The organism is Streptomyces sp. ISL-87 (assembly GCF_018614095.1).
Classification (GTDB): domain Bacteria; phylum Actinomycetota; class Actinomycetes; order Streptomycetales; family Streptomycetaceae; genus Streptomyces.
This window is the reverse complement of sequence record NZ_JAGGOY010000016.1, coordinates 113,231-126,941: the sequence shown is the minus strand read 5'-3', so window position 1 is coordinate 126,941 and position 13,711 is coordinate 113,231. Positions and strand designations below refer to the sequence as shown.

The following is a 13,711-nucleotide window of genomic DNA, read 5'->3' as shown; positions in this document are numbered from 1 at the left end:
GATAGCCATGACGCAGGTTCAGACGGTCGGCGGCCTTCCGCTGACCGCCGGCCAGAAGGACATCTGGTTCGACGCGAAACTCTCTGGCGGGGGAGCCACGTACAACACCGCCATCTACTGGGACATCAGGGGCGAGCTCGATCAGGGCCTCTTCCGCACGGCGCTGGAGCGGCTGGTCGAGGAGTCGGAGTGCCTGCGCACGAGATTCACCGAAGTGGACGGTGAGCCGCGCCAGTTCATCGAGCCGCTGGAGCGCCTCCCGCTGACCGTCACCGACGTCAGCGGCGCCGCCGACCCGGCCGCCGCCGCGCACGAGGCGATCCGCGCCGACCTGCGCGTCCCCTTCATCCTGACGACCGACGACGCCGACGCCAACGCCAACGCCAACGCCAACGCCAACGCCAACGGCACCGGACACGCCGAGGCGCTGTTCCGGCTCAGCGTCTTCACCCTGGGCGCCGACCGCACCTTCTTCTGCCTCCTCAACCACCACCTCGTCTCCGACGGGTTCAGCTACGTCATCTACTGGCAGCGGCTCGGTGCGATCTACGAGGCGCTGCTGGCCGGCACCGACCTCGACGAGGGCCGGTTCCCCCCGCTGTCCACCCTCCTCGACGCCGAGGCCGGCTACGTCGGCTCGGCCCGCGCCGAGCGCGACCGGGCCTACTGGGAGGAACGTTTCACCAGCCGGCCCGAGCTGATCAGCCTCGCCACCCGCGACGCCGAACCCGCCCAGAGCTTCCTCCAGGAGCAGGGCGTCCTCCCCGAAGACGTCGCCGAGCGGCTGCGTGCCGTGGCCTGGGAGTCCCGCGTCACCTGGCAGACCGTGCTCGTCGCGGCCCTGGGCGCCTACACCGGGCGGATGGCCGGCACCGAGGACGTCCTGCTGTCCCTGCCCGTCACCGCCCGCGTCGGCGGCGACACCCAGAAGGTCCCCGGCATGGTCGTCAACTACCTGCCGCTGCGGCTCGCCGTGGACTCCGCCACCACCCGTACCAGCCTGTTCGCCGACGCCTACCGCGCCTTCTCCCAGGCCCTCAAGCACCAGCGCCACCGGGTCAGCAGGATCCGCCGCGCCATGGGCCTGCCCAGCGACGACCGGCGCCCCTTCGGCCCGTTCCTGAACATGATGCCGCAGGTGGAGAAGCTGGCCATCGGGCCCTGCTCCGCCACCATCCACAGCCCGTCCACCGGCCTGGTGGACGACCTGGAGTTCACCGTCGCCGACAAGGGCGACGCCGGCATCGGCATCGACCTCAGCGGCAACGAGGCCCGCTACACCCGGGCCGGGGTCCGCGCCCACCTCGACCGGTTCACCTCCTACCTCGACCGGTTCCTGACCGCCGGCGCGGACGAGCCGCTGGCCGGCCTGGAGCTGCTCTCCCCCGGCGAGACCGAGGAGCTGGCCGCCGTCCTCCACGGCCCCGTCCGCCCGACCCCGTACCTGGGCGTCGTGGAGCGGATACGCGCGCACGCCGAGACCACCCCCGACGCCCCGGCCGTCACCGACGACACCGGCGCCCTGACCTACGCCCAGCTCGTCGGGCGGGCCGGCGCGCTCTCCCGGCACCTGACCGGCACCGGGCCCGTCGCCCTCCTCACCGAGCCCGGCCGCGACTTCGTCACCGCCGAGGTCGCCGTACTCGGCGCCGGGCGGGCCTTCGTACCCCTCGACCCGGGCGCCCCGCTGCCCCGCCTGACGGCCCTGCTGCGCGACAGCGGCGCCGGGTTCGTCCTCACCGACGCCGCGCACCGCGAGCTCGCCGAACAGGCCGCCGCGGCCGCGACCTCGGCCGGCGACGGCGCCCCGCTGCCCGTCCGCGAGATCACCGCCGAGCAGGATGCGCCCGACTCGCTCCCGCCGGTCCTGGGCGGCCCGCAGGACCTCGCGTACGTCATCTACACCTCCGGCTCCACCGGCAAGCCCAAGGGCGCCATGGTGCAGCGCGGCGGCATGGTCAACCACCTGCTCGCCAAGATCGAGGAACTGGAGCTCGACAGCTCCGACGCGCTCGTCCACAACGCCCCGGTCACCTTCGACGTCACCGTCTGGCAGACCCTCACCACCCTGCTCGTCGGCGGCCGGGTGCGCGCCTTCAGCCGGGCCGAGGCCTCCGACCCCGACGCGCTGTTCACCACCATCGGCGCCGAGGGCCTGACCGTGCTGGAGGTCGTCCCCTCGCTGCTGCGCGCCACCCTCGACGTGTGGGACGCGGCCGGCTCCGCCCCGCGGCTGCCCGCCCTGCGCTGGATGATCTCCAACGGCGAGGCCCTGCCGCCCGAGCTGTGCACCCGCTGGTTCGCCCGCTACCCCGACATCGCGCTGGCCAACCTGTACGGCCCGACCGAATGCTCCGACGACGTCACCCACGCCTACGCCCGCACCCCCGCCGAACTCGACGCGACGGGCGCCGCGATCGTGCCCATCGGCCGCCCGCTGCGCAACACCCGCCTGCACATCCTCGGCGACGACCTCAAGGCCGTCCCGCGCGGAGTACAGGGCGAGCTGTACATCGCGGGCGCCGGCGTGGGCCGCGGCTACCTCGGCGACACCCGGCGCACCGCCGTCACCTTCCTGCCCGACCCGTTCGCCGGCGACGGCTCCCGCATGTACCGCACCGGCGACCTCGTCGTGCTGCGCCCCGACGGGCAGCTGGCCTTCGTCGGCCGCCGCGACCACCAGGTCAAGATCCGCGGCCAGCGCATCGAACTCGGCGAGGTCGAATCGGCGCTGCGCGCCCTGCCCGGCGTCGCCGACGCGGTCGCCGCCGCCGTCACCGACCCGGCCGGGCACAAGCGCCTGGTCGGTTACCTGGAGCCGGAGGCCGCCGCCGACCTCGACACCCCCGCCCTGCGCACCCTGCTCGCCGGCCGGCTGCCCGAGGCCCTCGTCCCGACCGTGCTGCTCACCCTGGACGCGCTGCCGCTCACCGCGCACGGCAAGGTGGACCGCAAGGCCCTGCCCACGCCGGACCTCGCCGGCCCCAAGACCGCCGTACGCGCCGTCCGCACCCCCGAGGAGGGCATCCTCTGCGCGGTCCTCGCCGAAGTCCTCGGGCTGCCCGAAGTCGGCGTCGACGACGGCTTCTTCGCCCTCGGCGGCGACAGCATCAGCTCCATCCAGGTCGTCAGCCGGGCCCGCCGGGCCGGGCTGATCGTCACCGCCCGCGACGTCTTCAAGCACCGCACCCCGGCCGCCATCGCCGCCGTGGCACGGCGGGCCGAGTCGGCCCCCGTCGCCGTCGTGGACGACGGCACCGGCGAGATCGACCCGACACCCATCTCCGACCGGCTGCGCGACCAGCTCTCCGCGCTCCCGGACGCCACCCGCGAGTTCGCCCAGTACGTGGTCGTCACCGCCCCCGCCGGACTCACCGCGGGGATCCTGGAGCCCGCGCTCCAGACGGTCCTGGACCGGCACGACACGCTGCGCCTGAAGCTCACCGCGCCCGTGCCCGGCCTGTGGATCCAGGAGATCCCGTCGCCCGGCTCCGTGAACGCGGCCGACGTCGTCACCCGGGTCACCGTGCCCGCCGGCGCCGACCGCACGGCTGTGCTCGACGAGCAGATCGCCGCCGCCCGGGCCCGGCTGCGCCCCGAGGACGGCCTCGTCGTCCAGGCGGTGCTGATGGAGGAGACCCCCGGCGCGGGCGGCCGGCTGCTGCTGGTCGTCCACCACCTCGCCGTGGACGGGGTGTCCTGGCGGATCGTGCTCCCCGACCTGGAGGCCGCCTGGCAGGCCGTCACCGCCGGGCGCGCCCCCGCCCTGGAATCCGTACCGACCTCCTTCCGCACCTGGGCGAAGGCCCTGTCCGCGGAGGCCCGCACCTCCCGCCGCGTCGCCGAACTCCCGCTGTGGACCGCCCAGTCCGCCGGAGCCGCGGAACTCCTCACCGGCCGGCCGCTGGACCCGGCCGCCGACACCTGGGCCGCCGCCGGCCGGCTCCGCCTGGAGCTGCCCGCCGCGCTCACCGCCGACGTCCTCACCCGGGTACCGGCCGCCCTGCACGCCGAGCTCAACGAGGTACTGCTCACCGGTCTCGCGCTGGCCGTCACGGGCCGCTCCGGGGCCACCGGCACCCGTACCGTCGTCGAGCTGGAGGGCCACGGCCGCGAGCAGATCGGTGACGGCCTCGACGTCTCCCGCACGGTCGGCTGGTTCACCAGCGCCTTCCCCGTCGGACTCGACGTGGGCGAGCTGGACCGCGCCGACGCCCTGGCCGGCGGCCCCGCCGCGGGCACCGCCCTCAAGCGGGTCAAGGCCGCCCTGCGCACCCTGCCCGACCACGGCATCGGCTACGGGCTGCTGCGCCACGTCAACCCGCAGACCGCGGGCGTCCTCGCCCGGGCCGACGTACCCCAGATCAGCTTCAACTACCTGGGCCGGTTCACGGCCGGTGAGGGCGACTGGGCGATCGAGGCCGGCGGCGCCGGACTCACCGCCTCCCCCGGCACCCCGCTGCGCCAGCCCCTGGACGTGGTCGCGCTGACCGAGGACCGCCCCGACGGCCCGGTCCTCGTCGCCGAGTGGACCTGGCCCTGCGGCGCCCTCGCCGAGAGCGCCGTACGGGAGATCGCCGAGGGCTGGTTCGCCGCCCTTCAGGCCCTCGCCGCACACGCCTCCCGGCCCGGCACCGGCGGCCGTATCGCCGCCGAGTTCCCGCTGGTCGACGTCACACAGCGGGAGGTCGACGCCTGGGAGGAGGAGCTGCACGGCCTCACCGACGTCCTGCCGCTCTCCCCGCTCCAGCGCGGCCTGTTCTTCCAGGCCGAGTTCGACCGCCAGGGCATGGACGCGTACACCCTCCAGGTCGTCATGGACATCGGCGGCGCCCTGGACGTGGCCGCGCTGCGCGCCGCCGCGACCGCGCTGCTGGACCGCAACCCCGCCCTGCGCGCCCGGTTCCGCGAGCGCGACCAGGGCGACCCGGTGCAGCTGATCCCGGTCTCGGTGGACCTCCCGTGGACCGAGGAGGACCTGACCGGCGCCGCCGATCCGGGGGCCGAGGCCGGGCGCCGCACCGAGGAGGAGTGGCTGCACCGCTTCGACGTCACGCGGGGTCCGCTGACCCGGTTCACCGTCTACAGGCTGGGCGCCGAACGCCACCGGGTCGTGTGGACCACCCACCACATGCTGGTGGACGGCTGGTCGCTGTCCGCGGTGCTCGCCGAGGAGCTCGTCACCCTGTGGGGCAACGGCGCCGACGTGAGCGCGCTGCGCCCGGTGGCGCCCGGCCGCGCCTACCTGGAGTGGTCCGCCGCCCAGGACAAGCCAGCCGCCCGCGCGGCGTGGGAGGCCGAGCTCGACGGCATCGACGAGGCCACCCGGCTCGGCCCCGCCGACCGGGCCCGGGTCTCCGTCCTGCCCGAGACGTACACCGTGGAACTGCCCGCCGAACTGACCGCCGCCCTCACCCCGTGGGCGCACCGGCGCGGCCTGACCATGAACACCGTGGTCCAGGGCGCCTGGGCGGTGGTCCTCGGCAGCCTGACCGGCCGCCGGGACGTCACCTTCGGCGCGGTCGTCTCCGGCCGCCCGGCCGGCCTGCCCGAGGTCGAGCAGATGGTCGGCGCCTTCCTGCACACCCTGCCGGTACGGGCCGGTCTGGATCCGGCGCAGCCCTTCGAGGAGATGCTGGCCGGCCTCCAGGACCGCCAGCTCGGCCTGGAGGACCACCACCACCTGGGCCTGGCCGAGGTGCAGCAGGCCGTCGGCGTCGGGGAGCTCTTCGACACCGTCGTCAGCTTCCACAACTACCCGGCGGGCGCGCTGGACGCCATCGGCAGCTACGTGCCCGGCCTGACCATGCTCGACTGGAAGGCCCGCGTCATCGCCGAGTACCCGCTCGCCGTCGGGATGTTCCCGGCCGACGGACAGCGGCTGCGCGTGGAGGCCCAGTACCGGCCCGACGTATTCGACGCCGCACAGGCCGAGCTGTTCGTGGACCGGTTCGCCCGCGTCCTGAAGCAGCTCGCCGACGCCCCCGGCACCCCGCTGGGACGGCTCGACGCGCTCACCGGCGGCGAGCGGGAGCAGGTGCTCGGCACCTGGTCCGGCGCCTCGGCGGCCCGCCGGCCGAGCGGCGCCCTGGCCACCGCCGTCTTCGAGCGGTGGGCGGCCCTGTCGCCCGCCAAGCCGGCCGTCTCGCTGGGCGCCGGGGAACTCGACTACGCCGAGCTCAACGGCCGGGCCAACCGGCTGGCCCGGCTGCTCGCCGAGCGCGGTGCCGGTCCCGAGCAGCCGGTAGCGGTGATGCTGCCGCGCTCGCCCGGGCTGGTCGTCGCGGCGCTCGCCGCCATGAAGGCCGGCGCGGTGTTCCTGCCCGTGGACGCCGACTACCCGGCCGACCGGATCGGCTACATGCTGGAGGACGCCCGCCCCACGGTCCTGCTGACCGACACGGCGACCGCGAACCGCCCCGCGGGCCTGCCCGACCTGGCCGCGCTCGGGGTCACGCCGGTGCTGCTGGACGCGCCTGAGGTGGCCGCCCACCTCGGCGCACTCGCCGTGCACGACCTCACCGACGCCGACCGGAGGGCGCCCCTGCACGCCGAGAACACGGCGTACATCATCTACACCTCCGGCTCCACCGGCCGCCCCAAGGGCGTCACCGTGGCGCACACCGGGCTGACCGCGATGGTCGACAGCCTCTCCGACCGGTTCTGGCTCGACCACGACGTCCGTGTCCTGCAGTTCGCCTCGTTCAGCTTCGACGCGTCGGTCTTCGGCATCATGCTGGCGCTGCTGAACGGAGGCACCCTGGTCATCGCCGACGAGGAGGCCCGTACCCCCGGGCAGCCGCTCGTCGACCTGATCAACGAGGCGCGCATCAACCTGGTCGCCCTGCCGCCCGTCGTCGTCGGCGGCCTGCCCGCGGGCGCGGTACTCCCGGCCGACCTGCGGCTGGTGGTCACCGGCGAGGCGGTCCCGGCCGGTGTCGTGGAGCGCTGGGCCGGCTCGGTCCGGCTGTTCAACGGCTACGGTCCCACCGAGGCCGTCGTCGGCTGCACCGTCGCCGGACCGCTGGCCCCCAAGGGCGGGCGGCCCCCGATCGGCAAGCCCACCAACGCCCACCGGGTCTACGTACTCGACCCGAACCTGCGCCCCGTCGCCCCCGGCGTCACCGGCGAGCTGTACGTCGCCGGCGGCCTGGCCCGGGGCTACCTGGCCCGGCCCGGACTGACCGCGTCCCGGTTCGTCGCCGACCCGTACGGCCCGGCCGGCTCCCGGATGTACCGCACCGGCGACCTGGTGGCCTGGCTCCCGGACGGCGAACTGGACTACCTGGACCGGGTCGACGACCAGGTGCAGCTGCGCGGCATCCGCATCGAGCTCGGCGAGATCTCCTCCGCCCTGCTCGCCCAGCCCGGCGTCGAACAGGCCGTCGTGGTCATGCGCGAGGACGAGGCGGGCGAGCGGCGCCTGGTGGCGTACGTCGTCACGGGCTCGGCCGGCGTCGGTCCCGAGGCCACCGCCGTACTGCGCGAGCGGCTCGCCGGGGAACTGCCCGACTACATGGTCCCCTCGGCGGTCGTGGCCCTGGAGGAGCTGCCCCTCACCGCCCAGGGCAAGCTGGACCGCAAGGCCCTGCCCGACCCGGACCTGGGCGCGGTCTCCCGCGGCCGGGCGCCCCGGACGCCCGTCGAGGGCATCCTGTGCGGGCTCTTCGCGGACGTCCTCGGCCTGGAGCAGGTCTCCATCGACGACGACTTCTTCGAGATCGGAGGGCACTCGCTGCTCGCCACCCGGCTGGTCAGCCGGGTACGCAGCACCCTCGCCGTGGAACTCCCCATCCGCGCCCTGTTCGAGGCCCGCACCGTGCTGGCGCTGGCCGCGCAGGTCGCCGGCGCCGACCGGGCCCGGCCCGCGCTGGCCCCGGCCGCGCCGGGCGGGGAGCGCCCGCTCTCCTTCAGCCAGCAGCGCCAGTGGTTCCTCAACCGGCGCCAGGGCCGCGCCGACGGCTCGTACAACAGCGCCATGGCCTTCCGGCTCACCGGGAAGCTCGACACGGCCGCCCTCCAGGCGGCCCTGACCGACCTGGCCGACCGGCACGAGGTACTGCGCACCGTGATCCCCGAGCATGACGGGGTGCCCTCGCTGCGGGTCCTGGACCCGGGCACGGGCGGGCCGGTGCTCAAGACCGTGTCCGTCTTCACCGACCAGCTCGGCACCGCGCTGGCCGCCGAGGCCAACCGGGGCTTCGACCTCACCGAGGAGACCCCGCTGCGGGTCCGGCTGTTCCCGGCCGGCGCCGACTCGTACGTCCTGCTGATCGTCCTGCACCACATCGCCTTCGACGGCTGGTCGATGGAGCCGCTGCTCGCCGACCTCGCCACCGCCTACCGGGCCCGGACCGGCGCGGCGGCCCCGCGCTGGGAGCCGCTGCCGGTGCAGTACGGGGACTTCGCCGTCTGGCAGCGCGAGCTGCTCGGCGACCCGGCCGACCCGGACGCCCTGGGCGCGCGGCAGCTGGACTTCTGGCGCGACGCGCTGGCCGGCCTGCCGGAGGAACTGCCCCTGGCGACCGACTTCCCCCGGCCCGAGGGCGGCGGCACCGCCGGCGACACCGTGATGTTCGATCTGGACCCGGAGCTGCACGCCGCACTCGCGGAGACCGCCCGGAGCACGGGCACCACCGAGTTCATCGTCTTCCAGGCGGCGCTCTCGGCGCTGCTGACCCGGTGGGGCGCCGGAACCGACATCCCGCTCGGAGTGTCCGTCGCCGGCCGCACGGACGACGCGCTCTCGGATCTCGTCGGGATGTTCCTCAACACCCTGGTGCTGCGCGGCGACACCAGCGGCGACCCCACCTTCCGGGAGCTGCTGGAGCGGCTGCGGGAGACCGACCTGGCCGCGTACTCGCACCAGGACGTGCCCTTCGACCAGGTGGTGGACGCGATCAGGCCGGCCCGCGCGCTGGGCAGGCACCCGCTGTTCCAGGTCTCGCTCACCGTGCAGCACGACGGGGTGCGGGTCCCGGAGCTGGTGGGCCTGAGCGCCGCGCCCGAGTACGTCGGCTCCGACCAGGCCAAGCTGGACCTGGTGCTGGAACTGTTCAACTGGCCCGGCCGGGACGGCATGCGCGGACTGCTGACCTTCAGCACCGCGCTGTTCACGCGGGGCACCGCGGAGCGGCTCGTCGAGCAGTTCCAGGACGTGCTGCGCGCCGCCGTCGCCGACCCCGAGGTGCGCATCAGCGCCCTCGACGCGGACCGGGGCCTCACCGGCGGCCCGGCCGGCACCCTGACCGGGCTGGTCGCCGAGCGGGTCGCCGCCGCGCCGCAGGACATCGCGGTCGGCGCCGGATCCCAGGCCCTGTCCTACGGGGAGCTCGACGCCCGCGCCGCGGCGGGCGTCGACTCCGACCCGGTCGTGGAGGCGCTGCTGGGGATCGTCCGCGAGGTGCTCGCCACCGACGCGATCGCCGCCGGGCGGAACTTCTTCGAGGCCGGCATGGACAGCATGAAGTCGCTGCGCCTGGTCAGCCTGGCCCGCAAGGCCGGTCTGGCACTGAGCATCGCGGACGTCTTCGTCCACCAGAGCGTCGACGCGCTGGCCACGAGGCTGCGCCCGGAGGCGCCTGCGGAGACAGCGGGGGCGGCGGAGGCCGCGGAAACGGCGGAGGCCGCCGCCGAGCGGGCCGCGTCACTCCCGGAGGGCATGCGCGGCAGCGCCCGCGGTATGGCCGAGGCCATCGCCGAGGCCGACGGGATCGGTCACGTCGAGCACTTCACCCCGATGCTGACCATCCAGCCCGACGGCGACCGCACCCCGCTGTTCTGCGTGCACAGCGGTGTGGGCCTGTCCCTGTCCTACCTGACCCTGGTGCCCTACCTGCACCCCGACCAGCCCGTCTACGCCCTCCAGTCGCCCACCGTGGTGGCCGGCGCCCCCCTGCCGGAGACCATCGAGGAGAACGCCGCCGAATACGTCCGGCTCATCAAGGAGGTCCGGCCCGAAGGCCCGTACCACCTGCTGGGCTGGTCCTTCGGCGGACTCCTCGCCTACGAGATCGCCGTCCAGCTGCGGGCGGCCGGCGACGAGGTCGGCGTCCTGACCGTCCTCGACTCCTTCCCCCGCACCGACGCCGTCGACGAGCGCGACGAACAGGTCCGCCTCGGCTGGCTGATGGAGGGCATCGGCCACCACCGCGACGAGTTCGCCGGCCGCCGCCTGACCCCGCAGGACCTCTTCGAGACCCTGCGCCGCGACAACAACCCGCTGGCCCGGCTCGGCACCGAACGGCTCGCCCGCGTGGTCGACCTGATGGGGCGCCACCAGCTCCTCAACACCCGCTACCGACCGGGAGAGTACGCCGGAGACGTGCAGCTCTTCCTTGCCGAGCACTCGCCCTGGGGCGAGGTCACCGACAAGGACGTGCTGTGGAAGGAGTTCATGACCGGCGCCGTGCAGGTCCACCGGATCGACTGCGCGCACGACGACATGCTCAACCCGGAGCCGCTGACCGCCATCGGCCCGGCCCTGCGTACCGCTCTCGACGCGTGGAAGGCCGGTGACCGGTCATGACGACCACCCTCCCCCGCCCCGAGGCCGACAGCCCCGAGGCCGCAAAAGCCGCCCGGACCGGGACGCCGCAGCTCGCGGCGGCCCGGCCGGCGGGCCCCCGCACCCTGCTCACCGAGATCGGCGCCGTCATCGGCCGGCGGCTGCGCCGGATGCGCCGCGCCCCCGGCCGCTCGATCGGCATCGTGCTCAACCCGATGCTCTCGCTGATCATGCTCGGCTATCTGTTCCGCTACTCGATCCACCTGCCGCAGGGCGGTGACTACGTCGAGTACGTCTTCGCCGGCGGAGCCGTCCAGGTCGGCCTGGCCTGCGTCGGCCCCACCGCGGTCTCGCTCGCCCTGGACCTCCAGGGCGGGCTGGTCGACCGGTTCCGCTCCCTCCCCATCAGCCGGGCCTCGATACCGATCGGGCACACCGCCGCGGACTGGGTGGTCGGCATGGGCGGACTGGGCACCACCATCCTCATCGGCCTGGTCCTGGGCTGGCGTTCGCACACCGGGCTGTTGCCCACCCTGGCGGGCTTCGCGCTGATCGCGGTCTTCATCTACGCGATGCTGTGGCTCGGGGTGCTGCTCGCCCTGACCCTGCGCAGCGTCGAGACGATCAGCGTGGTGGCCCCGTTCATCGTGGTCGTGCTGCCCTTCCTGTCCAGTGCCTTCCTCTCTCCGCAGACCATGCCGTCGGCACTGCGCCCGCTCGCCGAGTGGAACCCGGTGACCGCGGTCATCGCGGCCTGCCGCGACCTGTGGGGGAACCCGGACACGCCCAGCAGCGGCTTCGCCGGCACCCATCCACTCCTGGTGGTCTCGGTCACCCTGACCGTGATCTTCGTGACCTGCTCCGTCGTGAGCCTGCGCCGTTTCCGTACGGCGACCAGCTGAAGACCCGAGGAAGAACACCATGACCGTGACGCAGGAGACGGCGCCCGCCGTCGCCGAACCCGCAGTCCCCGGACCCGTCGTCCCCGAACCCGCCGCCCTCGACCTCACCGACCCGCAGACCTTCCTCGACGTCGACCTCCACGCCATGTGGCGCCGGTTCCGCACCGAGAGCCCGGTGCACTGGCACCCGGCCGGGCCGCGCACCCCCGGCTTCTGGGTGGTCTCCACGTACGCCGACGCCGTCGCCGTCTACCGGGACAACAAGCGCTTCACCTCGGAGACTGGCAACGTCCTCACCACCCTGCTCCAGGGCGAGGACTCCGCCTCCCGCAAGATGCTCGCCGTCACCGACGGCGTCCGGCACCGCGAGATCCGCAACCTGATGCTCAAGTCGTTCGCCCCGCGCGTCCTGGAACCCGTCGTCGACGGAGTCCACGCCCACACCCGCGAGCTGCTCGGCAGGGCGATCGCGGCCGCCGATGTGGACTTCGTCGGCGACGTCGTCGACCACATCCCGATCCACACCATGGGAGACCTGCTCGACATCCCGCTCGCGGACCGCCCGCGGCTGGTCGAGTGGAACACCCAGACCCTCGCGCGGCACGGCTCCGGGGACGACGAGTTCGAGTCCCTGATGGCCCGCAACGAGATCATCATGTACATGGCCGGGCTGGCCGCCGAGCGGCGCCGCAGCCCCGGCGAGGACGTCCTGAGCACCCTCGCCGCCGCGACGGTCGACGGCCGCCCGCTGACCGAGGACGAGATCGTCCTCAACGCCTACAGCCTGATCCTCGGCGGGGACGAATCCACCCGTTCGTCCCTCATCGGCGGGCTGGTCGCACTCGCCGGCCACCCCGAGCAGTGGCGCCGGCTGAAGGCGGGCGAGGTGTCCGTGGACACCGCCACCGAGGAGATCCTGCGCTGGACCACGCCGGCCATGCACTTCGGACGCCGCGCCCTGGTCGACGTACCGCTGCGCGACAAGGTCATCAAGGCCGGCGACGTGGTCACCCTGTGGAACACCTCGGCCAACTTCGACGAGGACGCCTTCGCCGACCCCGAGTCCTTCGACGTCGGGCGCACCCCCAACAAGCACGTGGTGTTCGGCCACGGACCGCATTTCTGCCTCGGCGCCTTCCTGGGCCGGGTGCACGTCAAGGCCATGGTGGAGGCGCTGCGCGACATGGTCTCGGACATCACCCTGCTGGGCCCGCCCCAGCACCTCTACTCCAACTTCGTCCGCGGATACAGCGCACTGCCCGTCGCCTTCACCCCGGCGGATCAGACCGGCAAGGAGACCCACTGACATGCGACACGAGACACGCACGGCCGGCGGCACCACCCTGGCCGTCCTGTACGCCGACACGCAGTCGGCCGAAGTCCGCGAGCGCGCCGAGGAGCTGCTCGCCGAGCACGGAGCGGTGCTCGTCCGGGGCCTCGGGCTCACCGACGCGGACGCCTTCCACGGGGCGGTGACCCTGTTCGGTGACTCGCTCATCGACAGCTACCGGGGCGGCAACACCCCCCGGGCGGCCGTCTCCGAGGGGGTGTTCACCTCCACCGAATACCCGGCCCGCTTCGACATCTCCCTCCACAACGAGATGTCGTACGCACAGGCCTGGCCGTCCCGGCTGTTCTTCGGCTGCCTGATCGCGCCCGAGACGGGCGGCGCCACCCCGGTCTGCGACGGCGGCGCCCTGCTTGCGGCCCTTCCTCCGGAGGTACGGGAGCGGTTCGCCTCCGGCGTGGTCTACAAGCAGCACCTGCACGGCGGGTTCGGGCTCGGCAAGTCCTGGCAGGCCACCTTCGAGACGGAGGACAAGGCGGTGGTCGAGCGGTTCCTGGAGGACTCGGCCGCCGAGTACGCCTGGACGGCCGACGGCGGCCTGCGGGTCAGCCAGCACCGCCCCGGCATCCGGCACAACCCGCGGACCGGCGCGGACACCTGGTTCAACCAGGCCGACCAGTGGCACCCGTCCAACCTGCCGGACGACGAGGCGGAGACCCTGCTGTCGCTGATCGACGACGTGGAGGACCTGCCGCACTGGATCACCTACGGCGACGGCAGCCCCCTGTCGGACGACGACCTGGCCCATGTGCGCAAGGCTCAGCGGGAGAACAAGCTGGTGGAGCCGTGGCAGGTCGGCGACATCATGATCGTGGACAACATGTCGGTGCTGCACGGGCGCGAGGCGTACACGGGCGACCGGAAGATCGTCGTCTCCATGACCTGACGCACGGCCGGCACGGCGAAGGGGCTCGGCACGCGGCGCGCCGAGCCCCTTCGCCGTGGCGGCTACCC

At 73.8% G+C, this 13,711-nt stretch carries 4 protein-coding genes; all 4 read left to right on the top strand.

What is annotated here, in order from left to right:
• The first annotated feature begins 7 nt into the window (after window positions 1-7).
• The 4 genes from J7I97_RS05815 to J7I97_RS05800 are packed head-to-tail and all read left to right on the top strand — an operon-like array spanning window position 8 to window position 13,643.
• Window positions 8-10,528, top strand: a complete 10,521-nt coding sequence (locus J7I97_RS05815; RefSeq protein ID WP_214931311.1) for a non-ribosomal peptide synthetase — start codon at window positions 8-10, stop codon at window positions 10,526-10,528.
• Complete coding sequence (locus J7I97_RS05810) at window positions 10,525-11,409, top strand: ABC transporter permease (RefSeq protein ID WP_214931310.1); 885 nt, start codon at window positions 10,525-10,527, stop codon at window positions 11,407-11,409. The genes J7I97_RS05815 and J7I97_RS05810 overlap by 4 nt, the downstream gene beginning before the upstream one ends.
• 19 nt (window positions 11,410-11,428) lie before the next feature.
• Entirely contained in the window at window positions 11,429-12,715 is a 1,287-nt protein-coding gene (locus J7I97_RS05805) for a cytochrome P450 (protein ID WP_214931309.1), read from the top strand.
• A 1-nt stretch (window position 12,716) separates the two neighbouring features.
• Entirely contained in the window at window positions 12,717-13,643 is a 927-nt protein-coding gene (locus tag J7I97_RS05800) for a TauD/TfdA family dioxygenase (RefSeq protein WP_214931308.1), read from the top strand.
• The last annotated feature ends 68 nt before the right edge of the window (window positions 13,644-13,711 follow it).